Raw genomic sequence first — 25,794 nt, 5'->3', positions numbered from 1 at the left:
GGTGCCCGCCGAGCGGCTTCGCCGGTCCGCGCCGTACCATTCGTCACGTTGAAAGCAGGACGAGCCATGACCTGCTCCATGAACGGATCAGCCACCTTGCAAGAGCCCTCCGCCCCCGCCTCCTGGCGCATCGCGCTGCCGCACACCGCCGCGGCCGTGCCCGTGGCCCGCGCGCTGGTGCGGACGGCGCTGACCGAGCTGGAGCACGGGGCGGACTGCGACACGGCGGAGCTGCTCACCGCGGAACTGGTCGCGAACGCGGTCGAGCACGCCGCCGGGGAGGGCCCGATAGAGCTGGTCGTCGAGCTGGTGCCGAGCGGCTGCAAGGTGGAGGTCCACGACCCCGACCCCGCTCCCCCGGGTGACCTGACCACCCCGGGGCACCTCGACCCCGATCCCTGGCAGGAGCACGGCCGCGGTCTGCTGCTGATCCGGGCCCTCAGCTCCGCGTGCGGCCACCGCCCCACGGACTCCGGCAAGGCGGTGTGGTTCCGGCTGCCGACGGTGCCGCCGCAGCGCCGCCACGCGTAGCCGTCGGCCCGGACGCCGGTCCGGCGTGGTGGGGCGTCGGGCTCACGCCAGGGTCGCCACCAGGACCGCCTTGATCGTGTGCAGCCGGTTCTCCGCCTCGTCGAAGACGACCGAGTGCGACGACTCGAACACCTCGTCCGTGACCTCCAGCGAGTCCAGTCCGTGCAGCTCGTGGATCTCGCGCCCCACCTTGGTGCCGAGGTCGTGGAAGGCCGGCAGGCAGTGCAGGAACTTGACGTCGGCGTTGCCGGTGGACCGCAGCACGTCCATGGTCACGGCGTACGGGGAGAGCGCGCCGATCCGCTCGTCCCAGACCTCCTTGGGCTCGCCCATGGAGACCCACACGTCGGTGGCGACGAAGTCGGCGCCCTCGACCCCGTCGTGGATGTGCTCGGTGAGGGTGATCCGCGCGCCGCTGATCTCGGCGAGCTTGCGGGCGTGGGTGACGATCTCCTCGGCCGGCCAGTAGGCCTGCGGGGCGACGATCCGCACGTCCATGCCGAGCAGGGCCCCGGTCACCAGGTACGAGTTGCCCATGTTGAAGCGGGCGTCGCCGAGGTAGGCGAGGACCATCCCGTCCAGCGGCTTGTCGCTGTGCTCGGTCATGGTCATCACGTCGGCCAGCATCTGGGTGGGGTGCCAGTCGTCGGTGAGGCCGTTGTAGACCGGCACTCCGGCGTACGCCGCCAACTCCTCGACGTTCGCCTGGCTGTCGCCCCGGTACTCGATCGCGTCGAACATCCGGCCGAGCACCCGTGCGGTGTCCTTGACGGACTCCTTGTGGCCCATCTGGGAGCCGGACGGGTCCAGGTAGACGGTACGGGCGCCCTGGTCGGCCGCGGCGACCTCGAACGCGCAGCGGGTGCGCGTCGAGGTCTTCTCGAAGATGAGCGCGATGTTCTTCCCCCGCAGGTGCCGGGTCTCCGTCCCGGCCTTCTTGGCCGCCTTCAGTTCCACGGCCAGCTCGATCAGCCCGCGGAACTCCTCCGCGGTGAAGTCCAGCTCCTTGAGGAAGTGGCGCCCGGCGAGGGCGTGGGGAACGGTCGCCATGGGGCGCTCCTGGGTCGACGGGACAGGGGACAGCGATAGGAAGACTGGAAGTCTATACGATGTTCCACATTTCTATACGGCCCGGCTCCGCCGCGGACCCGCGGGTTCTACACCGCCGATCTCTCGACCGGGCAGCTCATGCAGCGCGGCCCGCCCCTCCCCCGCCCCAGCTCGCTGCCCGGGATCTCGATCACCTCGATGCCCTGCTTGCGCAGGTGCGTGTTGGTGGTGGCGTTGCGCTCGTAGGCGACGACGACGCCGGGCTCGACGGCGAGGACGTTGCAGCCGTCGTCCCACTGCTCGCGTTCGGCGGCGTGGACGTCCTGGGTGGCGGTGAGCACCCGGATCGCGTCGAGACCGAGCGCGGCGGCGATCGCGCGGTGCATGTGCTCCGGCGGGTGGTCGGTGACCTTCAGCTCCTTCTCGCCGACGCCCGGTTCGATGGTGTACGAGCGGAGCATGCCGAGGCCGGCGTACTGGGTGAAGGTGTCGCCGTCGACCATGGTCATGACGGTGTCGAGGTGCATGAAGGCCCGGCGCTTGGGCATGTCGAGGGCCACGATGGTCTGCGCGGAACCGGCGGCGAAGAGCTTGTGCGCGAGCATCTCGACGGCCTGCGGGGTGGTGCGCTCGCTCATGCCGATGAGGACGGCCCCGTTGCCGATGACGAGGACGTCGCCGCCCTCGATGGTGGACGGGTAGTCGGCCTGCCCCTCCGACCAGGTGTGGAACGTCTCGGCGCGGAACAGCGGATGGTGCCGGTAGATCGCCTCGAAGTGGACGGTCTCGCGCTGCCGGGCCGGCCAGCGCATGGCGTTGATGGAGACCCCGTCGTAGATCCAGGCGGAGGTGTCGCGGGTGAAGAGGTGGTTGGGGAGCGGGTCGAGAAGGAATTCGTCCAGCTCCATGACGTGGAAGCGGACGGAGGCCGGCTCCATGTGCGCGTCGAGGAACTCGCGTTTGGTCATGCCGCCGATCAGCGCCTCGACCAGCTCGGTCACGGGCAGCGACTCGAAGGCGGCCCTGAGGTGGTCCGTGGCGAGCGGGCCGTACTCCTTCTCGTCGAAGACGCGGTCGAGGACGAGTTGCCGGGCCTCGGGAATCCGCATGACATCGGTGAGGAGGTCGCCGAAGAGGTGGACGGCGACGCCTCGGTCACGCAGCACGTCGGCGAATCCGTCGTGCTCGGCGCGCGCCCGGCGCACCCACAGCACGTCGTCGAAGAGCAGCGCGGTCTTGTTGCTGGGGGTGAGCCTTTTGAGCTCAAGATCCGGCCGGTGCAGGATGACGCGGCGCAGGCGCCCGGCCTCGGAGTCGACATGGAATCCCATGCCCTCATCCTGACCATTCGGGCGCGTGTTCACCCTCCGGTCGGCCGAATCGGAATCCTTCCGCCGCTTCCATTGCGTCCTCTTGACGATAAGCAGGTCCCGCCATTATCGTCTAAGTGACATTAACCGCAGGAGGGGGATCATCCATGGCCGACATCACCAGACGGCTCGGCTGGCGGCATCTGCGCGGGGCGCCCACCGCGCACATCCGTCACCACCGCTCCGGGCAGCTCGCGCACGACGGCCCGGGGCTGAGCTTCTGGTACCGGTCGCTGAGCGCCGCGCTCTCCGAGATCCCGGTGGACGACCGGGAGCTGGCGATGACCTTCCACGCCCGTACGTCCGACTTCCAGGACGTGGCGGTGCAGGCGACGGTGACGTACCGGGTGAGCGACCCGGCGACCGCCGCCGCTCGGCTCGACTTCTCCATCGACCCCGACACGGGGGTCTGGCGCGGCGCTCCCCTGGAGCAGTTGTCGACCCTGCTGACGGAGACGGCCCAGCAGCACGCGCTGGACGTCCTGGCCCGTACGACGCTGGCCTCGGCCCTCGTCGACGGGGTCGCGGCGGTCCGGGAGCGGGTGGCGAGCGGACTGGCGGCCGAGCCCCGGCTGCCGGCCACCGGGATCGAGATCGTGGCCGTTCGCGTGGTGGCGCTGCGGCCCGAGCCCGAGGTGGAGCGGGCGCTGCGCACGCCGGCCCGGGAACAGATCCAGCAGGAGGCCGACCGGGCGACGTACGAGCGCCGGGCCGTGGCCGTCGAGCGGGAGCGGGCCATCGCCGAGAACGAGCTGGCCAGCCAGATCGAACTCGCCCGGCGCGAGGAGCAGTTGGTCGAACAGCGGGGCACCAATGCACGGCGGGAGGCGGAGGAGAAGGCCGCGGCCGACGCGGTGAAGGCGGGTGCGGAGGCGGCGCGGACGGTACGGCTGACGGAGGCGGAGGCCGAACGGACCGTGAAGCTCGCGGAGGCGGAGGCCGAACGGACCGTGAAGCTCGCGGAGGCGGAGGCGGCGCGGAGCGTGCGACTGGCCGACGCCGAGGCGGCGCGGAGTGTGAAGCTCGCGGAGGCCGAGGCGGTGCGGCAGGTGAAGCTGGCCGAGGCGGAGGCGCGGGCCGCGCGGGCGGTGGGCGCGGCGCGGGCCGAGGCGCAGGCGGCGTGGCTGCGGGTGCACGCCGAGGTGGACGCGGCGACGCTGCACGCGCTGACCGGGACCCGGCTCGCGGAGAACCTGCCGCGGATCGAGAGCGTGACGGTGTCGCCGGACGTGCTGACCGGACTGCTGGCCAGGCTCGGCGGCGGGGCCGGTAGCGGCGGCGGGTCGGGCAGCGGCGGCGAGGGCTCGGTGTGAGTCTCGCGCCACGGGTGGTGCTCGTCCATCGCACCACCGAGTACGAGGAGTTGGTGGCCCGGCACGGTACGCACGGGCAGGCCGCCTTCTTCCTGCGCTCCCGGGGGCGGGACATCGAGGACGTGGCCGAGCGGCACCGGCGGGAGCGCGGGGCGCTGGCCGAGGTCACCGCCTCCGTGCCACTGACTTGGCGTCAGGCCAAGGTGGAACGGAGTGACTTGGACCGGTTCCTGTTCGCCCCCGAGGACGTGGTCGTCGTGGTCGGGCAGGACGGGCTGGTGGCCAACGCGGCGAAGTACCTCGCGGGGCAGCCGGTGGTGGGGATCAACCCCGATCCCCGGCGCAATCCGGGGGTGCTGGTGCGGCACCGGCCCTCGCACGCGGGGAAGTTGCTGGCCGCCTCGCTCCAAAGCGACTGCTCGGTGGACGAGTTGACGATGGTCGAGGCCGTCGCGGACGACACGCAGCGGCTGGTGGCGCTCAACGAGATCTATCTCGGCGCGGCGGGGCACCAGACCGCCCGATACCGGCTGGGGCTCGACGGCGACAGGGGTGTCGTCGAGCCCCAGGCCTCGTCCGGGGTGCTCGTGGGGACGGGGACCGGGGCGACTGGGTGGATTCGGTCCGTCTGGCAGGAACGGGGTGGTGCGTTGCCCCTTCCGGGGGCGGACGAGGCTCGGCTGGTGTGGTTCGTGCGGGAGGCGTGGCCGTCTCCGGCCACCGGGACGTCGTTGGTGGCCGGGGAGTTGGGGGCGGGGGCGCGGCTGCGGCTGACGGTGGAGTCGGATCGGTTGATCGTGTTCGGGGATGGGATGGAGGGGGATGCGTTGGAGTTGATGTGGGGGCAGACGGTGCGGGTGGGGGTGGCGGGGGTTCGGTTGCGGTTGGTGGGCTGACGCGGGTTTGCGCCCCCGCCGCCCCTACCCGTCCCATCCTCAAGGGGCTGCGCCCCTTCGACCCCCAGGCGTCCGTCCGGTGGGGGCTGATCGCGCAGTTCCCCGCGCCCCTGAAAGGCCTACGGCCATTTCGGGGCGAAAAAGCCGGGGCGCAGCCCCGCTTTTTCAGGGGCGCGGGGAACTGCGCGAGAAGCCCCACCGGAGCCGCACCCGACAACCCACCCGCGGCCCCGAGCTCCTACTCGGCCCCCTCCGGCGGAGTCGGCGCCGCGCCCTTGCGGCGTTTGCGGTGGGTGTAGGCGGTCACCGCCTCCCACAGGTCGCGGCGGTCCACGTCGGGCCAGGGCTGGTCGGTGAAGTGGAGTTCGGCGTAGTGGGCGTGCCAGGGGAGGAAGTTGGAGGTGCGGATCTCGCCGCTGGTGCGCCAGAGGAGGTCCACGTCGGGCAGGGCGTGATGGGGCAGGTGGGCGGCGAAGAGCTGCTCGGAGATCCGGGCGGGGTCGACGTCACCGGCGAGTGCGGCGCGGGCCAACGACGCGCCGGCCTGGGTGAGTTCGGCGCGGCCGCCGTAGTTGACGCAGACGTTGAGGGTGAGGCCGGTGCGGTGGCGGGTGGCGTGCTCCTGGGCGCGGAGGACTTCCACCACGTCCTCCGGGAGGCCGTCGGGGGACCCCACCCAGCGCAGACGTACGTCGTGGTCGAGCAGTTCGCCGTCGAGGAGTTCGGCGCGCATGATCGCGAAGAGCTTGGAGACCTCGTCGGGCGACCGTTTCCAGTTCTCGGTGGAGAAGGCGTAGACCGTCAGATGGGCGAGGCCGATCTCCAGCGCGCCCTGGACGACGTCGCGCAGGGCGACCGCTCCGGCGCGGTGCCCCTCGTCGCGGGGCAGCCCGAGCCCGGTGGCCCAGCGTCCGTTGCCGTCCATGACGATCGCCACGTGCTGGGGCAGGAGCCCTTCGGCTATGGCCGGTGGGCGGGCTCCGTCGCGGTGCGGGCGCGGGGGCAGCGGCGGCTCGGCGATGCGGGTGACGGGCCGTTCGGGGCCGGTGAGGAGGTTCGGTGCCGAGTCGTCTTGGGTGCCGCCGCGCGGCGACGCGCCGCCGGCCGGCCGCACCGGGGCGTCGTCCCTGCCGGGCGGCAGCGTCAGCCGCCACACCAGGGCGGCCCGTGCCCGGGCCGGGCCGACGATCCGCCACTCGATGTGCCGGGGGACGCGTACCGGGCGGTGCAGCACGGCCGAGCCGGAGCGCGCGATCGCGTCCAGCTCCGCGCCGAAGAGTTCGACCGCGGTGTCGAGCACGATGGCGGGGCCCAGCGGCAGCGTGTTCCGCAGCGCCCGGCGGGAGCTCTCCAGCCACTGCCGGGCCTGGTCGACGAGGTGGCCGATCAGCCGGCGGACGGCTGGGGTCCAGTCGCGGGAGATCAGGTCGGCCGGGGTGACGCCGAAGCGGTCGAGGACCTCGGTGGGGAACCACACGTGTCCGCCGTCGAGGTCCTCGGGGAGGTCACGGAGCATGTCGGCGAGGAACAGACCGTCCACGAACCGGGTGAAGCCCGGCAGGTCGCGGAGCCGCACGGGGACGGGCAGTCCGGAGCGGACCAGCATGCGCATCAGCTGTTCGGGCCAGCTGACGTTCTGGGCGTGGGCCCGCTCCCGCCACTCCTGCCAGGTCGCGACACCCTCGCGGGCCTCGTCGCCCTGGACGGCGTCCAGGGCGCCCAGCAGGTCTCCGAGGTCGAGCCCCCAGTGCCAGACCGCGTCGGTCAGCGCGTGCCGTACCGGGTCGTCGCTGGTCCCGGCGGCCAGGTCCGCCTCCAGCGCGGTCCGCCACTCCTGGAGCCGCCTGCTCCGCTCCTGCGGGGTGCCCTCGGTGGAGTCGAGGAGGTCGTCGGCGGAGGCGAGGGCGGCGTACAGGGCCCAGCACGCGGGGCGCACCGTCGGCGGCATGAGCTGCATCAGGGCGTATTCGGTGGGCCGGGTCGTGCGGACCAGGCGGCGGCACGCGTCGTACGCGGCGTCGAGGGCCGAGCGCTCTCGCCCGGACCGCGTTCCGGATCCGGCTGCGGACCGCGTTCCGAACCGCGTGGTGGTGCGACGCATGGGAAACCCCACATACCTTCGACTGGGACCGATGGGACCGACTCGGGTGACAGCGGTCGCCTGCGATCGGCTGCGATCGCTGTCCCCCCGAGCACCGCCGGAACCTCTCGAACGCGGAACACGGCCACGCCTGCTCGCGACATTATCAGCCGCAATGTCACGTCACGGGCACGGGTCCGCCCGCCGCGCACGAGGGTCGTGCGCGGCGGGCGTCGGGTTCACAGTCGGGGGTCGACGGGCTCCGACTCCAGGGCCAGTACCCCGAACACCGCCTCGTGCACCCGCCAGAGCGGCTCGCCCTCGGCGAGCCGGTCCAGGGCCTCCAGACCCAGGGCGTACTCGCGCAGGGCGAGGGACCGCTTGTGGTTGAGGAACCGGCCGCGGAGCCGGGCGAGGTTCTCCGGGCGGGTGTACTCCGGGCCGTAGATGATCCGCAGGTACTCCCGGCCCCGGCACTTGATGCCCGGCTGGACCAGCCGCCCCTGGGTGCTGCGGACGACCGCCCCGACGGGCTTGACGACCATGCCCTCGCCGCCCCGGCCGGTCATCTCCAGCCACCAGTCGATGCCCGCCCGCACCGAGGCCTCGTCCCCGGTGTCGACGAAGAGGCGCCGGGTGGTCTGCAGCAGGCCGCTGACGTCGTACTCGACGAGCCGGTCCAGGAGGGCCAGCTGCTCGTCGTGCGGGAGCGCGGCGAGGCTGCGGCCCTGGACAGCGAGGATCTGGAAGGGGGCGAGCCGGACGCCGTCCAGGCCCTCGGTGGGCCAGCAGTAGCGCCGGTAGGCCTCCGTGAACGCGGCCGCGTCGGCGGCCCGCTCGCGCTGCCTGCCCAGCAGGTCGCCCACGTCGACACCGCGTGCCGCCGCGCCCTCCAGGGCGGCCAGCGCGCCCGGGAACACCGCGCCGGAGGCGGCGCCCACGGCCGCGTACTGGGTGCGCAGCAGCCCGGACGCCTTCAGCGACCAGGGCATCAGCTCGGCGTCCAGCAGCAGCCAGTCGGTGTCGAGTTCGTCCCAGAGGCCCGCCGCCGTGACGGCCTCGCGGATGCGGGCGAGGACCAGCTCGGTGCGCGCCTCGTCGTCGAAGAACGGGCGACCGGTACGGGTGTAGAGGGACCCGGTGGGCCCTTCGACGCCGAAGCGGGCGCGGGCCGCGTCCGCGTCACGGCAGACCAGGACGACCGCCCGCGACCCCATGTGCTTCTCCTCGCACACGACCCGCGCGACACCGTCCTCCTTGTACTGCGCGAACGCCTCCGCCGGGTGCTCCAGGTAGCCCTCGATGTGCGAGGTCGCGGTGGGCGCCATGGTCGGCGGCAGGTACGGCAGCAGCCGCGGGTCGACCGCGAAGCGGCTCATGACCTCCAGGGCCGCGGCCGCGTTCTCCTCGCGGACCGACACCCGGCCCGCGTGCCGGGTCTCGACGACCCGGCGGCCGTGCACGTCCGCCAGGTCCAGCGGACGGCCCTCGTGCCCGCCGGGCGCCTCGGTGGCCAGCGGCCTGGCCGGCTCGTACCAGACCTTCTCGGCCGGTACGTCGACGAGTTCGCGCTCCGGCCAGCGCAGCGCGGTGAGCCTGCCGCCGAAGACGGCGCCCGTGTCGAGGCAGATGGTGTTGTTCAGCCAGGTGGCGGTGGGCACCGGGGTGTGGCCGTAGACCACGGCCGCGCGGCCCCGGTAGTCCTCCGCCCACGGGTAGCGCACGGGCAGGCCGAACTCGTCGGTCTCGCCGGTGGTGTCGCCGTACAGGGCGTGGCTGCGGACCCGGCCGGAGGTGCGGCCGTGGTACTTCTCCGGCAGACCGGCGTGACAGACGACCAGCTTGCCGCCGTCGAGGACGTAGTGGCTGACGAGTCCGTCGATGAACTCGCGTACCTGCTTCTTGAACTCCTCGCTCTCGCCCTCCATCTGCTCGATGGTCTCGGCGAGGCCGTGGGTGTGCTGGACGTTGCGGCCCTTCAGGTGACGGCCGTACTTGTTCTCGTGGTTGCCGGGCACACAGAGCGCGTTGCCGGAGCCGACCATCGACATCACGCGGCGCAGCACGCCCGGGCTGTCCGGGCCCCGGTCGACGAGGTCGCCGACGAAGACGGCCGTACGGCCCTCCGGGTGGACGCCGTCGACGTAGCCCAGCTTGCCGAGCAGCGCCTCCAGTTCGTTCGCGCAGCCGTGGATGTCGCCGACGATGTCGAACGGGCCGGTGAGGTGGGTGAGGTCGTTGAAGCGCTTCTCGGTGACGATCGTGGCGCGGTCGACCTCCTCGACGCCCCGCAGGACGTGCACCTTGCGGAAGCCCTCGCGTTCCAGGTGCCTGAGGGAGCGGCGGAGTTCGCGGGTGTGGCGCTGGATGACGCGGCGCGGCATGTCGGCGCGGTCGGTGCGGGCCGCGTTGCGCTCGGCGCACACCTCCTCCGGTACGTCGAGCACGATGGCGATCGGCAGCACGTCGTGGGCGCGGGCCAGTTCGATCAGCTGCCTGCGGGACTCCTGCTGCACGCTGGTCGCGTCGACCACGGTGCGGCGACCGGCCGCGAGGCGCTTGCCGGCGATGTAGTGGAGGACGTCGAAGGCGTCCTTCGTCGCGCTCTGGTCGTTCTCGTCGTCCGAGACGAGGCCCCGGCAGAAGTCGGAGGAGATGATCTCGGTGGGCTTGAAGTGCCGTCGTGCGAAGGTGGACTTGCCCGATCCGGAGGCGCCGATCAGGACGATGAGGGAGAGGTCGGTGACGGGCAGGGTGCGCCCCTTGCCGGTCTGCTGGGTGGTCTCGCTCATGCTGCCTTCGCCTCCTTCTCGTCGGTCCTGTCGGTGTCGCGCTGCTTGAACACAGCCATCTGGGTGGGCGGCCCCACCTCGGGGTCGTCGGGTCCGATGGGCACGAACTCGACGTCGTAGCCGTGCCGTTCGGCGACCGTGGTCGCCCAGGTGCGGAACTCCTCACGGGTCCACTCGAAGCGGTGGTCGCCGTGCCGGGCGTGTCCGGCGGGCAGGGACTCCCAGCGGACGTTGTACTCGACGTTCGGGGTGGTCACAAGGACGGTGCGGGGGCGGGCCGAGCCGAACACCGCGTACTCCAGGGCCGGCAGCCGGGGCAGGTCGAGGTGTTCGATGACCTCGGAGAGCACGGCGGCGTCATAGCCCTTGAGGCGCTTGTCGGTGTAGGCGAGGGAGCTCTGGAAGAGCTGGACGCGCGAGGCCTGGCGCTCGCCCATGCGGTCGAGCTTGAGGCGGCGGGAGGCGATGGTGAGCGCGCGCATCGACACGTCCGTCCCGACGATCTCGGTGAAGCGGACGTCCTTGAGCAGCGCCTGCACCAACTGGCCCTGGCCGCAGCCGAGGTCGAGGACGCGGGCGGCCCCGGAGTCCTTGAGCGCGGCGATGATCGCGTCCCGGCGCTGCACGACGAGCGGCGTCGGCTTCTCCTCGGCCTCGTCGTCCGCGGGCTCCTCGACGGCGTTGTCGATGTCCTCGACCTCGCTGTCGTCGGCCTCGGCCAGCCGTACGAGTTCCAGGCGCTCCATGGCCTGCCGGGTCAGCGACCAGCGGCGGGACAGATAGCGGCTGGTGATCAGCTGGTGCTCCGGGTGGGCCGGGAGCCAGCCCTCGCCCGCCCGCAGCAGCTTGTCGACCTCGTCGGACGACACCCAGTAGTGCTTGGCGTCGTCGAGGACCGGCAGCAGGACGTAGAGGTGGCGCAGCGCCTCGGCGAGGGTCAGCGATTCCGACTCCAGGACGAGCCGCACGTAGCGGGAGGCGCCCCACTCGGGGAACTGGGTGTCCAGCGGTACCGCCTCGGCGGTGACGGTCCAGCCGAGCGGCGCGAAGAGCTTGGCGACGAGGCCCGGGCCGCCGCGGGCGGGCAGGGCCGGTATCTCGACGCGCAGCGGGCGGACCTGTGCCGGGAGGTCGGGGCGGGCCTTGCACTGGCCGCGCACGGCGCTGGAGAAGACGTCGTTCAGCGCGACCGCGAGCAGCGAGGAGGCCGCGTACGGGCGGTCGTTGACGTACTGGGCGAGCGCCGCGTCGGGGGCGCCGCCGCGGCCCTTGCCCTTGCCCCGGCGGACCAGTGCCACCGCGTCCACCTCCAGCAGCAGCGCGGCCGTGCACCGCTCGACGTCCGCCTCGGGATAGAGGACGTGCGCCTTGCCGTAGGAGGTGGAGAACGCCTGCGATTTGTCGGGATGCTTGTGCAGCAGGAAACCGAGATCGGTCGCGGGGCGCTCTGGGGTGCCGGTGGTACTGATCGTCAGGAACACAGTGGGGTTGCCTCGTCGTGGGTGTCTGGATGGACGCCCAACGTACAGCGAAGGATCCGGGCGCACTCAGGCATTTTCCCCACGTCGTGGCCGCGGCCGGCCCCGCGGCCACGACGTCGGCCCGGTCGTCAGGGCAGTTCGGTGACCCGGTCGGTGCCCGGCGGGGCGACGGGACTGCGTGCGGTGAGGTAGTCGGTGAGGGCGGTGATGTCGTCGCCGCCGCCGACCGTGTTGGTGCCCTCGGCGAAGGTGGTGAACCCGTCGCCGCCCGCCGCGAGGAAGGTGTTGGCGGTCACCCGGTAGGTGGCGTCCGGGTCCAGCCGCTCGCCGTCGAGTTCGATCGACGACGGGTCGATGCGGTCGCCGACGGGGGCGCTGCGGGAGAAGGAGTACGTCAGGCCCTTGGAGACACCCAGCATCAGGGTGGGCGCGCGGGTCCCGGAGTCGTTGAACTGTTCCTCCAGGATCTGCTCGATCTGCGCTCCGGTGAGGTCCACCGACACCAGGGACCCGGCGAAGGGCTGTACGGCGAAGGCCTCGGCGTAGGTGATCTGGCCGGGTGCCTCGCCGCCCGTCGAGGAGGCGTGGACGAGGTCGGCCCGTACGCCGCCGGGGTTCATCAACGCGATCCGCGCGCCGCCCCGTTCGGGCGCCGAGGTCGCCGCGAGCTGTGCGTCGGCGACGAGGTTCGCGAGGTCCGACTCGGCGTCGCGGGTCTCGGAGCGGGTGATGTCGGCGGTGACGCTGCCGACGACCTTGTTGGCCAAGGGCGCCGAGAGGGCCTTCCACTTGTCGATGACGGCGGTCTGGTCGATGTCCTTGGCGGCGGTGCGGGTGACGAGGTGGTTCATGGCGGCGACCCGGTCCCGTACGACGTCGCCGGTGCGGCGGTCCACGGGCAGGCGCGTCTCGGTGACGACCCGGCCGAAGGAGGAGGCCGAGGTGACCGTACGGGGGTGACCGGCCGGGTCGGGCAGGGTGCAGACGTAGGGCTGGTGGGTGTGGCCGGTGACGACGGCGTCGATGGCCGGGTCCAGGTGCTCCGCGATGTCGACGATCGGACCGGATATGCCGTCGCACTGCCCGTACGAGCCGGCCTGGACGCCGCCCTCGTGGAGCAGGACCACGATCGCCTCGACGCCCTGGCGGCGCAGCGCGCGGGCGGCGGCGTCGGCGGTCTCGACCTCGTCGGCGAAGCGGACCGACGTGATGCCGGACTGGCCGGTGACCGCCGGGGTGCCCTCCAGGGTCATGCCGATGAAGCCGACCTTGACGCCGTCGACCTTCTTGACCCAGGTGGGCGCGAGGAGCGGCTTGCCGGTGGTGCGGTCGAGGACGTTGGCCGCGAGCCACGGGAAGGCGGAGCCGTCGTACGGTTCGCCCTCGATGTAGCAGCCGTCCTCGGGGTGGCAGCCGCCGTGCTGGATGCGCAGCAATTCCTCGGTGCCCTCGTCGAACTCGTGGTTGCCGACGCCGGTGACGTCCAGGTGGAGTTTCTCCATGGCCTCGACGGTCGGTTCGTCGTGGAAGAGGCCGGAGAGGAAGGGGCTGGCGCCGATGATGTCGCCGGCGGCGACGGTCAGGGAGGCGTCGGTGCCCTCGCGGAGCTGTGCGAGGCGGGTCGCCAGGTACTCGGCGCCGCCGACCGGGGTGGACTTCGGGTCCAGCTTGGAGCCGAGGGTGGCGTCGCGGCCCGTGGGCGGCTCGAGGTTGCCGTGGAAGTCGTTGAAGGAGAGCAGTTGGACGTCGACGGTGTCGGGCTGCTTCGGGGTGGCGGGGACGCCGTCGGTCAGGGCGCCGGGGCGGACCGACAGCAGATGGAACTTGGTGACGCTGCCGTTGAAGCCGAAGTTGTCGTCGGCGACGAGGACGAGGGTGCGGGAGCCGTCGGGGAGGGTCGGGCCCCAGGTGACGCCCTCGACGTTGTCGGCGTCGGTGCCGGAGAGGGTGAAGTCGTAGAGCAACTTCTTCGGCATGGGCCGCTCCGTGCCGGACAGCTTCGGCTCGCCGCGTACGTCCGTCGCGCCGCGGGTGGTCGTCCAGTACAGGCGGATCGCGAAGCCCACGCCGGAGGCGAAGGAGCGTTCGACGGTGAGGTAGTCGGTCTTGTTGATCGCGAGGATCTCGGAGACACCCCGGTCGGCCGCGTACGTGCCGACCGGGGCCGGCAGCGGGGCGGTGGGGGCGGCGGATATCGGGTCGACCTCGTAGACGTGCTCGGCCTCGGGCCTGCCGGTGCGGCGGTCCATGACCAGCAGGCGGGAGGGGCTCTTCGCGGTCAGTCCGGCCGCCGGGCCGTCCTGGACGAGCGCGTTCTCGGTGATCGTGACGGCCTTGCGGCCGTCCGGGGAGAGCGTCAGCCCTTCCAGGGCCTGGTTGTTGCGGACACCGGCGGTGAGGGTGCCCGACTCCGAGCGGACGGGGGCGTAGGCCTTCGGCAGCGGCAGGTCGCGGACGTACGCGCCGGCCGTGGACGTCTCGCGGACGAACGCCGGCTGGCCGGAGGCGGAGGCGCCCTCGCTCGTCCACAGCAGGCCCTTGCCGCCGGGGTTCCAGCGGATCGCCTCCGGGTCGACGGCCTTGGCGGCGAAGGGTTCGCCGGTGGTGTCGTCGAGGACGGTGAGCGCGTCGAGGGTGGGCTTGTCGGTGGCGAACTTCTCTCCCTTCAGGGGGAGTTGGAGGGAGTAGAAGCGGGCCTTGCCGTTCTCGGAGCGGTCGTCGCTGAGGGCGGCGTACGTGTGCGACTTCGGGTCGTAGTCGATGCCGGAGAGGCCCCCGAAGGGCATGCCGAGCTCGGTGGTTCCGGCGGGGACGGTGAGGGTGTCGAGGAGGGTGATGCCGTTCTGGGTCTTCTTGGGGGTGCCGTCCGCTTCGGGGGCGGCGTCGGCGGCGAGACCGTTGGTGAGGGCGAGGCCGCCGAGGAGGGCGGAGGTGGTGAGGGCGGCGAGGGCGGCGCGTCTGCGTCTGCCGACGAGCCGTCTGTGTCTGGGCATGGGTGTTCCCTTCCGGGGAGGGTGGGGGTTCGATGTGTTGCGTCGCGGGGTGCGGGTCCGGTGGGGGCTGGTCGCGCGGTTCCCCGCGCCCCTGAAAGGCCTACGGCCGTTTCGGGGCGAAAAAGCAGGGGCGCAGCCCCGCTTTTCCAGGGGCGCGGGGAACCGCGCGACCAGCCACCCACTTGGCAGCAGACGGCATCAGAGGGATGCCGGGGCCACCTGCCCCGCGCCTCGGCGCTTCCTGCGCCAGGCGTACACGGCCAGCGCGACCAGCGTCATGGCGTACGGGATGGTCGACACCAGTTGCGGGGGGACGTCGAGGGTGCCGAGCTGGACCGCCAGGGCCTCGGCCGCGCCGAAGCCGAGGGCGGCGAGGAAGACGCCCCAGGGGCGCAGGCCACCGAGGAAGACCGCGGCGAGGGCGATGAAGCCGCGGCCGGCGGTCATGTCCCGGACGAAGAAGGACACGTACCCCATGCTGAGGAACACCCCGGCGAGGCCGGCCAGCGCGCCGCTGAGGGCGAGACCGGCGTACTGCACGCGCCGTACCGCGATGCCGACGGAGGCGGCGGCGTCCGGCATCTCGCCGACCGCGCGGAGGTGGAAGCCGAAGCGGGTGCGGTAGAAGAGCCAGGCGACGAAGGGTGCCGCGAGGAAGGCCAGCCAGGTCAGCATGTTCTGCCCGCTCAGTACGTCACCCACGACCGGGATGTCCTCGATGCCGGGCAGGGTGACCGTGGGCAGGGTGCCGCTCTTCAGGCCCGACGTGCCGCCCTTGTCGCCGAGGAGGGTGAAGACGGCGTAGGCGGTGCCGCCGGAGGCGAGCAGGTTGAGGCCGATGCCCGCGATGATCGCGTCGGCGCCCAGTTCGAGACGGAGCGCGGCGAGGAGGAGGCCGAGGAGGACGGCCACCGTCACGCCGGCCAGGGCGCCGGCCGCGACCGAGCCGCTGTAGCCGGCGACCAGCGCGCCCGTGCAGGCGGCGCTCAGCATCTGGCCCTCCAGGGCGATGTTGCTGATGCCGGCGCGTTCGGCGACGAGTCCGCCCATGGCGGCGAGCAGATAGGGGGTCGCCACGCGCAGCACGGCCGCGAGGAAGGCACTGCTGAGGACGACGTCGACGACGGAACTCATCGGGCGGCCCCCTCGCCGTGCGGAGCGTTCGCCGGTCGGCGGGCGAGACGGCGTTTGAGGAGGTTGGGCAGGGCCTGGGCGGTGACCAGGAGGACGATGACCGCCTGGATCACGACCACGATCTCCGTGCCCACGTCCGTCTGCTGTTCCATGATGTCTCCCCCGGCACGCAGGTAGGAGTAGAAGAGGCCGGCGACCACGACGACCAGCGGGTTGTTCCGGGCGAGCAGCGCCACCACGATCCCCTCGAAGGCGAGGCTCCCGGCGAGCCCGGGTTCGAGGCGCCCGTACACGCCCTGCACGAGGTGCGCTCCGGCCAGGCCCGCGACGGCCCCGCCGATCACGAAGCTCCACTCGATGGCGCGAGGGACGCGGATACCGCCGTACTCGGCGAAGTGCGGATTGGACCCGGTCATCCGGATGCGGTAGCCGAGCGGGGTACGGGTGACGAGCAGCCACAGGGCGACGGCGGTGAGCAGCATCAGGAGGAAGCCGACGTTGGCGCGGCCGAAGGGGACGCCGAGCCATTCGGTGAGCGGGGTGAGCGCGGAGTCCGGCTGGATGCGCTCCGAGTGGACGGCGCTGCTGCCGGGCTCCTTCAACGGGCCGTTCACCAGGTAGTCGTAGACGCGGACGACGATGGCGTTGAGCATCAGCGTCGCGACGATCTCGTTGGCGCCGAGCCGTGCCTTCATCGAGCCGGGTACGAAGCCCATGCCGGCCCCGGCCGCCGCGGCGGCGACCAGCGGGACGATCACCGCGGCGACGGGCGGCAGCGGCAGGAGGATCGCGACCATGGCCGCCGCGAGCGCGCCCGCGTACAGCTGGCTCTCGGCGCCCAGACTGATCTGGCGGGCCCGGAAGGGAATGGCCACCGACAGACCCAGCAGGGTGAGCGTGGTGGCGTCCTCCAGCCAGCGGCCGACGCGGAAGGAGCGCTCCAACGGGCCGGTGAGCAGAGCCTCGTAGGCGGCGACCGGGTCCTTGCCGGTGGCGAGCATCACGAGGAAGCCGATGACGAGGGCGGCCAGAATCGTCGCCAGGGTCATGCTGAGGTCGACGGCGAGGCCGCGGCGCCGGGTGGCCCGGTACTCCCGGCGGTCCTCGCTCTCGATGAGTGTGCCGGTCACGAGGCCGCCGCCTTTCCGGAGCGGCCGGAGCCGGAGTCGTCGGAGCCTGGGCCTGGGGCTGGGCCTGGGCCTGGGCCTGGGCCTGGGCCTGGGTCGGAGTCGGGGCCGTTGTCGTCCAGTCCGGCTTTCAGCCGTTCCGGCGCGTGGTGTTCGACGCCGAGCATGTACAGGCCGACCCGCTTCTCCGTGAGGCCCGTCGTGTCGTCGAAGCGGCCGACGAGCCGGCCGTCCTTGAGGACGAGCAACCGGTCGGAGAGGGCGAGGAGTTCGGTGAGGTCGGCGGAGATGAGGAGGACCGCGGCGCCCTCGTCGCGGGCGGCGACGAGACGTTCGTACATGAAGCGCATCGCGCCGATGTCCACGCCCCGGGTGACCTGGGCGGCGATCAACAGCCGTGGCCCGGCGGAGAGTTCGCGGGCGACGACGACCTTCTGCAGATTGCCGCCCGACAGCGCGCGCACGGGGACGGACGGGTCGGGGGTACGGATGGCGTAGTCCGCGACCAGGCGTTCGGCGTGGGCGCGTACGCCGGCCGGGCTGAGGACGCCCCGGCGGGCGAGGGGCGGGCGGTCGTGCCGGTCGACGACGAGGTTGTCGGCGATGGACTCGTCCAGCGCGGCCCCGTCGTGGAGGCGATCCTCGGGGACGTATCCGATGCCGGCCCGGCGGTGTCCCGCGACGTCCAGCCCGGCGGTGTCGGTGTCGCCGACCCGTACCGTCCCCGTGCTCGGTCGCCGCAACCCGGCGAGGATCTCGGCGAGTTCGGTCTGGCCGTTGCCCTCGATCCCGGCCACGCCGACGATCTCACCGGCGGCGACGTCGAAGTCGAGGCCGTGCAGGGACTGCCCGGTCGGCGCGGAGTAACCCAGGTCCCGCACCCGCAGCGTGGTCCCGGCGCGCCGGGCGGGGGCCCGGTCCACGTCGAGGGACATCTCGCGGCCGACCATCATCGCGGCGAGTTCACGCTCGGAGGTGTCGGCCGTGGCGACGGTCCCGACGAGGGCGCCGGCCCGCATCACGCTCACCCGGTCGCTGATCTCCCGCACCTCGCGCAGCTTGTGGGAGATGAACAGCACGGTCATCCCGCCGTCGCGCAGGCGTCGCACGGCGGCGAAGAGGTCCTCCGACTCCTGCGGGGTGAGGACGGCGGTCGGCTCGTCCAGGATCAGGATCCGGGCGCGGCGGTGGAGGGCCTTGAGGATCTCGGCGCGCTGGCGCATGCCGACCGAGACCTCGTCGATACGGGCCAGCGGATCGACGGCGAGACCGGCCTCCTCGGCGAGCCGGGCGGTGGCCTCGACGGCCGCCCCGGCGTCGACCAGGCCCCGCCGGCCCGGCTCGACGCCGAGGACGACGTTCTGGGCGACGGTGAAGGACGGCACCAGCATCAGGTTCTGGTGGACCATGCCCACGCCGAGCGCGATCGCGGCCGCCGGACCGCGCAGCACGCGGGGCCGGCCACCGATCAGGATCTCGCCGGAGGTGGGCTGCTCCAGGCCGTAGAGCAGCTTCATCAGCGTGGACTTGCCAGCGCCGTTCTCGCCGACGACCGCGCGGATCTCACCGGCCGGTACGTCGAGGTCGACGCCCCGGACCGCGCGGACGCCGTTGGCGTAGGTCTTGGTGACCGCGCGGGTGGCGACGGCGGGCCCGGCCGGGTCCCATGACTCGTTCATCTCAAGGCCGTTCGGGGTGGGTACGGGGGTCAGAAGGCGCTGGGGACCGTGAGGGAACCGGACTTCACGCGGTCGGCCGCCTCCTGGAGCTCGGTGCGGATCTTCTCCGGCACGATCTCCTGGAAGTGGGCGTCGTCGACGTAGCCGACCGCGTCCTCGGCGAGACCGACGCTCTGCACGGCGCCGTACTTTACGGCGTCCTTCTTGTCGTCCTCGGCGGCCTGGTAGAGGGCGTTGCCGACGTTCTTGAGGATCGACGTGACGACGGTGTTCTTCTGGGCGTTGTCCGTGAGGGTCTGGTACTGGTCGGAGTCGACGCCGAAGGTGTAGCGGCCGGCGCTCGCGGCCGACTCGAAGGTGCCGAGTCCGGAGAGGCCGGCGACCGGCCAGACGAGGGCGGCGCCCTGCCCGTACATCGCGGTGGAGATCTCCTTGCCCTTCGCCGGGTCACCGAAGGGCTTGTCGCCGCCGACGTACTGGGTGAGGACGTCGGAGTTCTTGCCGCCGGCCGCCTTGAATCCGGCCTTGAATCCGACGATGAAGTCCTCGATGACGGGGATCTTCACGCCGCCGACGACTCCGACCTTGTTCAGGGATTCGGCGCCCTTGAGGGCTTTCTCGGCGACGAGCTTCTCGGCGAGGAATCCGGCCAGATATCCGCCCTCGTTCTGCTTGAAGGTCACCGAGTAGACGTTCTCGCACTTGTTGGAACAGCCGTTCTTGCCGGTGTAGTCGACAGCGGAGTCGAACACCCAGAACTTCTTGTCCGGGTACTGCGGGGCGAGTTCACCGATGTAGTCGGTGACGTCGAAGGTGCCGGCCGCGAGGATGTCGTAGTCGTCGGCGGCCGCCGCGTCCTCGAATCCCGGCTCCCACTTGGTGCGGTCCGAGCCGAGCTCCACCACCTTCAGCTCGTAGCCGAGCTTGCTCTCGGCCCGCTTCAGGCCCTCGTAGGCGGAGTCGAAGAACGACTTGTCGCCGAGGCCGCCATTGACCACCAATTTGATCCTGGGCTTTCCGGAGGAGGCCGCCCCGGAATCGTCCGACCCCGTTCCGCCGCACGCGCTCAGCACGAGCATTCCCGCCACCGCGACGGCGGCTCCCGGTCCGTAACTTCTCATCGTCGTCGACCTCCTGATCATTTTCCCTGCTTTCCCGGTCTTCTGACTTCGGCGCTCTGCCGGCTGCTCCTCAGTCCTCTGTCCTCGTTGACAGCGACAGTAGGAAGTGCAAAACGTTTTGGCTACGCCGAACGGTTTCTGTTTGATTTCTTCCAGGGGAATTTCAGCCGTCGGCCGACAGTGCGGCCGCGGCGATGCGGACGGCCCGGTCGAACCCGGTTTCCCGGTCCGCGGCGGACAGGGCCTCACCGGTGCGGACGTGGTCCGACACGGTCAGCACGGCGAGCGCCTCACGGCCCTCCGCCGCGGCCACGGCGTACAGCCCGGCCGCCTCCATCTCTACGGCGAGGGTGCCCCGGCGTTCGAGGGCGTCGAGGACCGCGGGACGGTCGAGGTAGAAATGGTCGCTGGAGAACACCGGCCCGATGTGCACGGCCGGGCGCCGAGGGCCGCTCGGTGCGCCCGGTGCCTCGGCGTCGGCGGCGTCGACGGCCGCGCGCAGCGGCCGGTAGGACGCGGCGAGGGACAGGGTCACCCCGTCCACCAGGAGACGGCTGACGCTGGAGTCGGTGTGCGCGGCGGAGGCGATGACGACGTCCCGGAGGGCGACCGAGGTGGGCAGCGCGCCCGCCGTGCCGACCCGGACGATCCGGCGGACCCCGTAGTGCCGGAACAGCTCCGTCGCGTAGATCGACATCGACGGGATGCCCATGCCGGAGGCGAGCACCGACATCGGCACGCCCCGGTACGTGCCGGTGTACCCGAGGATGCCGCGCACCTCGGTGACCAGCCGCGCGTCGTCCAACACGGTCTCGGCGATCCGCCGGGCCCGCCGCGGGTCCCCGGGCATCAGCACGAGGGGGGCGAAGTCGCCGGGGGCGGCGGAGATGTGGGGCGTACCGGCGGACACGGGAGCGTCGGCGGCGGAGGCGGCTGCGGCCGCCGGCCCGGGCGCGGACTTCGCGGTGTCTTCCGTGGTGCCCTCGGCGGCGTCGGCCGTGGCCGTCACAGGTCCTCCCCCGCGAGCCAGTGGACGAGGTGGTCCCACAGGTCGGCGTATCCGTCCCAGGCCAGGAACGGGGGTGGGGCCCAGTGCGGGGCGACGTCGGAGGTGAACGCGGCCGAGCGGCCCCTGCCGTGGTCGCCGACGGCCAGCAGCGGATGCCCGGCGCATTCGGCGAGCAGCGCGGCGTCCTGTCGTACGGCCACCTCGTTGAGGCCGAGCAGGGCCGGCCAGGTCCGGTCGAGTCCGGCGACCACCGGGTGTCGGCCCACCACCTCGGGGACGGCCCCGGCCGGCAGCTCCACCCGGTCGTCGCGGTCGAGCATCGTCACCGGCAGGGCGGCGGCCAGCGGCGTACGCCCCCAGCGCGCACGGGCGTCGATACCGCTGAAGGTCAGATAGCCGCCGATCATCAGCACACCTCCGCCCCGCTCGACGAAGTCCCGCACCAGCTCCGAGCGGTCGGGCGCGGGCTCGGACCGGTTGAACGTCTCCGGCGGCAGTTGGAAGCTGTTCGCGCCGACATCGCTGATGACCACCACGTCGAACGCGTCGAAGCCGTCGGCGGTGTCCGGGACCCGGGTCGGTATCTCGTGCGCGGGCACGTACGTCACCTCGTGGCCGCGTGAGCGCAGCGCGTCGAGGAAGACGCCGCCGCCCTCGGTGTACTCGGCGGTGTGGAAGGCGTCGAAGCCCTTCTGATGGACCGTGTACGTGAACCAGGACTCGCCGACGACGAGGACTCGGGGCATGGGCGAACCGCCTTTCTCTCAGGGGGGTTTCGGGGCGCGGGGACATGGCCGCGTGGCGCGGCGGTGCTGACGTGGGGCGTGGTTCAGCGGGCGGCGGGCGGCGCCGTGCTCGCCCGTACCTTCAGCTCCACGGGGAGGGTGTGCCGGGACGCGGGCGGGACCTCGCCCCGGGAGACGTACTGGAGGAGTTGCGCGGTGGCCGTGCGCCCGACGTCGTAGGCGGGCTGGTGGACGGTGGTCAGCGGCGGGTTGATCAACGAGGCGGCCCGGATGTCGTCGAAGCCGACGACGGAGAGGTCCTCCGGCACGGACAGCCCGGCCTCCCGCAGCGCGGCGAGCGCGCCGAACGCCATCAGGTCGTTGGCCGCGAACACGGCCGTGCGGTCCGCGAGCCCGCCGTCGTCGAGCAGTTCGGCGACCAGCCGGTAGCCGGACTCCTCCTTGAAGTCGCCCGTCCGCTCGACGACGTCGCCGTGGAAGGCCTGGCGGAAGCCGTGCGCGCGGGCCGCCCCGCTGCGCAGGTCGCGGGGGCCGGTCAGCATCAGCGCCCGGCGGTGGCCGAGCGCCCGCAGATGCTCACCGACCAGCCGCCCGCCCGCCTCGTGGTCGGCGCTGGCGATGAGCGCCCCGTGCAGGCCCTCCACCTCCTCGTCGGCGAGCGCGATCGGGAACTTGCCCATCAGCGCCTCCAGCCGCCTCCGGGACGGGGGCGACCCGGAGGCGTACACCATGCCGTCGATGAACCGGCTGCGGATCATGCCGAGGTAGCGGTCCTCGCGGTCGGCGTCGAACTCGGTGTTGCACAGGATCAGCCCGTACCCGAGGTCGTGGGCGGCGTCCTCGGCGCCCTTGGCCAGCTCGGCGAAGAAGGTGTTGCTGATGTCCGGGATCAGCAGGCCGATCACGGAGGTGGCGCCGGCCTGGAGGCTGCGGGCCAGCGACGCCGGCACGTACCCCAGCCGGTTCACGACGCTCCGCACCCGGGCGGCGGTCTGTTCGTTGACGGGCCGGTTCCCGCTCAGCACGTGCGAGACGGTGGTGGGGCTGACCCCAGCCGCCGCCGCCACGTCCTTGATGGAGGCCGCCCGGCGCACGGCGGAGCGCTCGTGGGCGGTGTCACGGGTCAGGTCACGGGTCATAGTGCTGCACCGCTCTCCCGTGGGAGGTGTCGAGGATCCGGGCCACGCGCGCGTCGACGTCCGCGAGCAGCGCGGGCTCGTCGACGGTGAGGAGCCGTCCGTCGCGCATCAGCACCCGCCCGTCGACGACCACCGTGCGGACGTCGGCGGCGCGGGCGCTGTAGACGAGGGCGGCCCGCGGGTCGTGCAGCGGCCGGCAGTGCGGGCCGGACAGATCGGTGAGGACGATGTCAGCGCGCATGCCCGGCTCCAGCGCGCCGATCCGGTCCTGGAGCCCCAGGGCCCTGGCTCCGCCGCGCACGGCCATGCGCAGGGTGTCGGACACCGTCATCCAGGTCGCGTCCCGCACCGCCTGCTTCTGCGTGAGCGCGACCAGCCGCAGCGCCTCCCACACGTCCAGGGTGTTGTGTCCGGCGGCCCCGTCCGTGCCGACGGCCACCGTGATCCCGGCGGCCGACAGGTCGCGGACCGGCGTCAGCGGGGACAGCGCGTGCTTCAGATACACCTTGGGGCAGCAGGCCACGGCGGTCCGGTCCGCGTACTCGGCGAGCAGCGGCAGGTCCTGCTCGACGATCCCGCAGCCGTGGGCGATCAGGGCGCCCGCGTCCAGGACCCCGGTGTCGTGCAGCACACGCACCGGGGTGATCCCACGCCGCTCCAGGCTGGACTCCGTCTGCTCCAGGTGCTCGGCGGCGTGGATGTGCGTCCGCACCCCGAGCCGCCGGGCGTGGTCGGCCAGGGTCCGCAGATCCCGGTCGTCGACGGTGTACGGGGCGTGCGGCCCGAGCGAGACGGTCACCCGACCGCCGGCCCCGCCGTGCCAGGTCTCGGCGAAGGCGACGCCTGCCTCCAGCGCCGACGGGCCGCCGCTGCTGAAGTAGGTGGGCGCGATGTCGGCGCGCAGCCCCGCCTCGGCCACCGCGCCGGCGATCTCCTCGGGGAAGAAGTAGTGGTCCGCGAAGGTGGTGACGCCCGACCGGATCATCTCCGCGCACGCCAGCAGGGCGCCGGCCCGCACGTCCTCGGGGGTCAGATTGGACTCCATCGGCCAGACGCGGTCGTTGAACCATCCCTCGACCGTGACGTCCTCGGCCGCGCCCCGCATCAGCACCATCGGGCTGTGCGTGTGCGCGTTCACCAGCCCGGGCAGGGCGAGCAGCCCCCGGCCGTCGACCACCTCCGTGCCCGGCTCCTCCGGCCCTTCCGCCCGCGTCGGCCGTACGTCCACGATGACGCCGTCCGCCACCACGATGTCCCGCCCGGGCAGGACGTCGCACTCCCCCTCCACCGGCACGCGCAGCACGTCACAGCCCCGCACCAGGAGGCGGTGGCGGGGGACGGAAGGGGACGTGTCGTCGTTCATGCGGCACAAGGTAGATATCCAAAACGTTTTGCACAACAAGGAGACGCTTCGGATATCGGAACGGCTTGGGGGTGGGCCGGGGGCATGGGAGCCGGGGGCGGGGAGCCGGGGAGGCCGGGGGCCTGGGCTGTCGGGGTCTGGGCTGCCGGGGGGGCCGGGCGGCTGGAGGGCGGGGCGCTGGATGGCACGGGCCTGGGGGCGGACAGCCGTGGGCCAGGGGGCCGGGGGGCGGAGACAGGGCGGAGTGCCGGAGGGCAGGGGGCGGAGGGCACGGGCCTGAGGGGGGAAGGCCGTGGGCCAGGGGCCGAGGTCCGGAGACTGGGCGGCCGGAGGGCCGGGGAATGCGGGCCGGGAGCCGGAGGGCCGGGGAATGCGGGCCGGGAACCAGAAGGCCACGGACTGCGGGGGGCCGGGGACTGGGGGCCGGGGGCCGGAGCCCGGAACTGCGGGCCAGGAGCCGGAGGGCCCGGAACTGCGGGCCAGGAGCCGGAGGGCCCGGAGCTGCGGGCCGGGGGCCGGAGGGGGCTGGGGGCGTCGTGGGCGGTGGCGTCCCGCGGCCCGGGTGGGGCGCGGGACGCCTCTCGGGTTACGGCAGTTGGGACTGCACCTGGGCGGAGATCAGCTCCAGGTGGTCCAGGTCGTCGAGGTCGAGGACCTGGAGGTAGACGCGCTGGGAGCCGATGGCCCCGTAGCGGCCGAGCTTGTCGACGACCTCGGCCGGGGAGCCGGCGAGGCCGTTGGCCTTGAGCTCGTCGACCTCACGGCCGATCGCGGCGGCGCGCCGGGCGACCTCGGCGTCGTCCTTGCCCACGCAGACGACCAGGGCGTTGGAGTACACGAGGTCGTCGCCCTTGCGGCCGGCCTCCTCGGCGGCCGCACGGACCCGGCCGAACTGGCGCTCGCTGTCCTCGATCGACGCGAACGGCATGTTGAACTCGTCGGCGTACCGCGCGGCGAGCCGCGGGGTACGGACCGCGCCGTGACCGCCGATGAGGACCGGCACCTTGGCCTGCGCGGGCTTGGGCAGCGCGGGCGAGTCGGTCAGCTGGTAGTGGGTGCCCTCGTACGAGAACGTCTTGCCGACCTCGGTGGCCCACAGACCGGTGACGATGGCCAGCTGCTCCTCCAGACGCCCGAACTTCTCCTTGGGGAACGGGATGCCGTACGCCTTGTGCTCCTCCTCGAACCAACCCGCGCCCAGCCCGAGTTCGACGCGACCGCCGGACATCTGGTCGATCTGCGCGACCTGGATGGCGAGCACACCCGGCAGGCGGAAGGTTCCTGCAGTCATCAGGGTGCCGAGGCGGATGCGCTTGGTCTCGCGGGCGAGTCCGGCCAGGGTGATCCACGCGTCGGTGGGGCCCGGCAGACCGTCCGACGAACCCATGCGCAGATAGTGGTCGGAGCGGAAGAACGCGTCGAAGCCGAGGTCCTCGGTGGCCTTGGCGACGGTGAGGAGGGTGTCGTAGGTCGCCCCCTGCTGGGGCTCGGTGAAGATGCGAAGATCCATGCCTCCATCCTGCACGCTCGACCCTCGGTCAACGGCATCGGTCCCACCGGTGCCTTGGGGCCACGGTCGGGTGAAAATCCGTCAACCCGGCGCCCGGGACGGGCGGGGTCAGTGACCGGCCGGAACGGTGATCGTTGCTCGGGAGGAGCCGGACCGCCCGGCACCCGTCGCCGGCGGCCGCTGCCGGGGCGCCCGCACCACGTGCCCCCTCGGGGGGCGAGGGCCGAGGAGGCCGTCACATGTCCCAGGAAGCCGTGCCGGAGCAGGCTGCCGTGCCTGCGCAGCCGAAGGGTCTGCTCCAGCAGATGGAGGAGCTGATGGCTGCCCTGAACGCGGACCTGTCCCAGCTCGACGCGGAGTTCTCCGCGCCGCGTGCCGCTGCCGCGGAGGAGAGCGAACCCGCCTGAGCCGGGGCTCTCCGAGCCACGAACCCCGACGCCCGGCCTCGCCTTCCCGGCCG

19 protein-coding genes are annotated in these 25,794 nt (G+C 72.4%); 4 read left to right on the top strand and 15 right to left on the bottom strand.

Annotated elements, in window-relative coordinates; all coding sequences use genetic code 11:
• Window positions 1-78: 78 nt before the first annotated feature.
• Window positions 79-531 (top strand): ATP-binding protein, encoded by a 453-nt coding sequence (locus tag L3078_RS34830; protein WP_392312246.1) that lies wholly within the window; start codon window positions 79-81, stop codon window positions 529-531.
• Between the two features lie 42 nt (window positions 532-573).
• Here L3078_RS34830 and argF read toward each other — a convergent pair whose 3' ends face one another.
• Both argF and L3078_RS34820 read right to left on the bottom strand, forming a co-directional pair.
• Complete coding sequence (gene argF, locus L3078_RS34825) at window positions 574-1,581, bottom strand: ornithine carbamoyltransferase (RefSeq protein ID WP_239757898.1); 1,008 nt, start codon at window positions 1,579-1,581, stop codon at window positions 574-576.
• A gap of 107 nt (window positions 1,582-1,688) precedes the next feature.
• Window positions 1,689-2,912 (bottom strand): arginine deiminase, encoded by a 1,224-nt coding sequence (locus tag L3078_RS34820; RefSeq protein ID WP_239757897.1) that lies wholly within the window; start codon window positions 2,910-2,912, stop codon window positions 1,689-1,691.
• Between the two features lie 146 nt (window positions 2,913-3,058).
• Between L3078_RS34820 and L3078_RS34815 the strand changes: the two genes are divergently transcribed.
• Both L3078_RS34815 and L3078_RS34810 read left to right on the top strand, forming a co-directional pair.
• A complete protein-coding gene (locus L3078_RS34815; protein ID WP_239757896.1) occupies window positions 3,059-4,264 on the top strand; it encodes an SPFH domain-containing protein in 1,206 nt (401 codons plus the stop codon).
• On the top strand, window positions 4,261-5,160 hold the full coding sequence (locus tag L3078_RS34810) for an NAD(+)/NADH kinase (protein ID WP_239757895.1): 900 nt from the start codon (window positions 4,261-4,263) through the stop codon (window positions 5,158-5,160). The genes L3078_RS34815 and L3078_RS34810 overlap by 4 nt, the downstream gene beginning before the upstream one ends.
• Window positions 5,161-5,398: 238 nt before the next feature.
• Here L3078_RS34810 and uppS read toward each other — a convergent pair whose 3' ends face one another.
• From uppS to L3078_RS34745, 13 genes are all read right to left on the bottom strand, one after another.
• Window positions 5,399-7,261: a polyprenyl diphosphate synthase gene (uppS, locus tag L3078_RS34805; RefSeq protein WP_239757894.1), complete on the bottom strand. Its 1,863-nt coding sequence runs from the start codon at window positions 7,259-7,261 to the stop codon at window positions 5,399-5,401.
• A gap of 218 nt (window positions 7,262-7,479) precedes the next feature.
• Complete coding sequence (locus L3078_RS34800) at window positions 7,480-10,032, bottom strand: polynucleotide kinase-phosphatase (protein ID WP_239757893.1); 2,553 nt, start codon at window positions 10,030-10,032, stop codon at window positions 7,480-7,482.
• Window positions 10,029-11,513 (bottom strand): 3' terminal RNA ribose 2'-O-methyltransferase Hen1, encoded by a 1,485-nt coding sequence (locus L3078_RS34795; protein ID WP_239757892.1) that lies wholly within the window; start codon window positions 11,511-11,513, stop codon window positions 10,029-10,031. Before L3078_RS34795 ends, L3078_RS34800 begins: the two co-directional genes overlap by 4 nt.
• A 128-nt stretch (window positions 11,514-11,641) precedes the next feature.
• Window positions 11,642-14,506 carry an esterase-like activity of phytase family protein gene (locus L3078_RS34790; RefSeq protein WP_239757891.1) on the bottom strand — a complete coding sequence of 955 codons (2,865 nt, stop codon included), beginning with the start codon at window positions 14,504-14,506 and terminating at the stop codon, window positions 11,642-11,644.
• 198 nt (window positions 14,507-14,704) lie between these two features.
• Entirely contained in the window at window positions 14,705-15,640 is a 936-nt protein-coding gene (locus tag L3078_RS34785) for an ABC transporter permease (RefSeq protein WP_239757890.1), read from the bottom strand.
• Window positions 15,637-16,770 carry an ABC transporter permease gene (locus tag L3078_RS34780; RefSeq protein ID WP_239757889.1) on the bottom strand — a complete coding sequence of 378 codons (1,134 nt, stop codon included), beginning with the start codon at window positions 16,768-16,770 and terminating at the stop codon, window positions 15,637-15,639. Before L3078_RS34780 ends, L3078_RS34785 begins: the two co-directional genes overlap by 4 nt.
• Window positions 16,767-18,446 (bottom strand): ABC transporter ATP-binding protein, encoded by a 1,680-nt coding sequence (locus tag L3078_RS34775; RefSeq protein WP_239757888.1) that lies wholly within the window; start codon window positions 18,444-18,446, stop codon window positions 16,767-16,769. Before L3078_RS34775 ends, L3078_RS34780 begins: the two co-directional genes overlap by 4 nt.
• Window positions 18,447-18,475: 29 nt before the next feature.
• Complete coding sequence (locus L3078_RS34770) at window positions 18,476-19,567, bottom strand: BMP family lipoprotein (protein WP_239757887.1); 1,092 nt, start codon at window positions 19,565-19,567, stop codon at window positions 18,476-18,478.
• Between the two features lie 163 nt (window positions 19,568-19,730).
• Window positions 19,731-20,576: a purine-nucleoside phosphorylase gene (gene deoD / locus L3078_RS34765; protein WP_239757886.1), complete on the bottom strand. Its 846-nt coding sequence runs from the start codon at window positions 20,574-20,576 to the stop codon at window positions 19,731-19,733.
• On the bottom strand, window positions 20,573-21,322 hold the full coding sequence (locus L3078_RS34760; protein WP_239757885.1) for a glutamine amidotransferase: 750 nt from the start codon (window positions 21,320-21,322) through the stop codon (window positions 20,573-20,575). The genes deoD and L3078_RS34760 overlap by 4 nt, the downstream gene beginning before the upstream one ends.
• A gap of 83 nt (window positions 21,323-21,405) precedes the next feature.
• Window positions 21,406-22,461, bottom strand: coding sequence for a LacI family DNA-binding transcriptional regulator (locus L3078_RS34755; protein ID WP_239757884.1), 1,056 nt, complete (start codon window positions 22,459-22,461; stop codon window positions 21,406-21,408).
• Complete coding sequence (locus tag L3078_RS34750; RefSeq protein WP_239757883.1) at window positions 22,451-23,824, bottom strand: amidohydrolase; 1,374 nt, start codon at window positions 23,822-23,824, stop codon at window positions 22,451-22,453. Before L3078_RS34750 ends, L3078_RS34755 begins: the two co-directional genes overlap by 11 nt.
• Before the next feature lie 586 nt (window positions 23,825-24,410).
• Entirely contained in the window at window positions 24,411-25,334 is a 924-nt protein-coding gene (locus L3078_RS34745) for an LLM class F420-dependent oxidoreductase (protein ID WP_239757882.1), read from the bottom strand.
• A 239-nt stretch (window positions 25,335-25,573) separates the two neighbouring features.
• Between L3078_RS34745 and L3078_RS34740 the strand changes: the two genes are divergently transcribed.
• On the top strand, window positions 25,574-25,741 hold the full coding sequence (locus L3078_RS34740) for a hypothetical protein (protein WP_177261818.1): 168 nt from the start codon (window positions 25,574-25,576) through the stop codon (window positions 25,739-25,741).
• The last annotated feature ends 53 nt before the right edge of the window (window positions 25,742-25,794 follow it).

Origin of the sequence: Streptomyces deccanensis (assembly GCF_022385335.1) — a bacterium.
GTDB lineage: Bacteria > Actinomycetota > Actinomycetes > Streptomycetales > Streptomycetaceae > Streptomyces > Streptomyces deccanensis.
Note: the sequence above shows the minus strand (reverse complement) of the source record. Positions and strands in the feature narration are given on the sequence as shown.

Excerpts from the sequence above, each read along its gene's own strand:
- L3078_RS34830 (WP_392312246.1), top strand. The coding sequence starts at position 79 with ATGAACGGATCAGCCACCTTGCAAGAGCCCTCCGCCCCCGCCTCCTGG.
- argF (WP_239757898.1), bottom strand. The coding sequence starts at position 1,581 with ATGGCGACCGTTCCCCACGCCCTCGCCGGGCGCCACTTCCTCAAGGAG.
- L3078_RS34820 (WP_239757897.1), bottom strand. The coding sequence starts at position 2,912 with ATGGGATTCCATGTCGACTCCGAGGCCGGGCGCCTGCGCCGCGTCATC.
- L3078_RS34815 (WP_239757896.1), top strand. The coding sequence starts at position 3,059 with ATGGCCGACATCACCAGACGGCTCGGCTGGCGGCATCTGCGCGGGGCG.
- uppS (WP_239757894.1), bottom strand. The coding sequence starts at position 7,261 with ATGCGTCGCACCACCACGCGGTTCGGAACGCGGTCCGCAGCCGGATCC.
- L3078_RS34800 (WP_239757893.1), bottom strand. The coding sequence starts at position 10,032 with ATGAGCGAGACCACCCAGCAGACCGGCAAGGGGCGCACCCTGCCCGTC.
- L3078_RS34790 (WP_239757891.1), bottom strand. The coding sequence starts at position 14,506 with ATGCCCAGACACAGACGGCTCGTCGGCAGACGCAGACGCGCCGCCCTC.
- L3078_RS34785 (WP_239757890.1), bottom strand. The coding sequence starts at position 15,640 with ATGAGTTCCGTCGTCGACGTCGTCCTCAGCAGTGCCTTCCTCGCGGCC.
- L3078_RS34775 (WP_239757888.1), bottom strand. The coding sequence starts at position 18,446 with ATGAACGAGTCATGGGACCCGGCCGGGCCCGCCGTCGCCACCCGCGCG.
- L3078_RS34770 (WP_239757887.1), bottom strand. The coding sequence starts at position 19,567 with ATGAGAAGTTACGGACCGGGAGCCGCCGTCGCGGTGGCGGGAATGCTC.
- L3078_RS34760 (WP_239757885.1), bottom strand. The coding sequence starts at position 21,322 with ATGCCCCGAGTCCTCGTCGTCGGCGAGTCCTGGTTCACGTACACGGTC.
- L3078_RS34755 (WP_239757884.1), bottom strand. The coding sequence starts at position 22,461 with ATGACCCGTGACCTGACCCGTGACACCGCCCACGAGCGCTCCGCCGTG.
- L3078_RS34750 (WP_239757883.1), bottom strand. The coding sequence starts at position 23,824 with ATGAACGACGACACGTCCCCTTCCGTCCCCCGCCACCGCCTCCTGGTG.
- L3078_RS34745 (WP_239757882.1), bottom strand. The coding sequence starts at position 25,334 with ATGGATCTTCGCATCTTCACCGAGCCCCAGCAGGGGGCGACCTACGAC.
- L3078_RS34740 (WP_177261818.1), top strand. The coding sequence starts at position 25,574 with ATGTCCCAGGAAGCCGTGCCGGAGCAGGCTGCCGTGCCTGCGCAGCCG.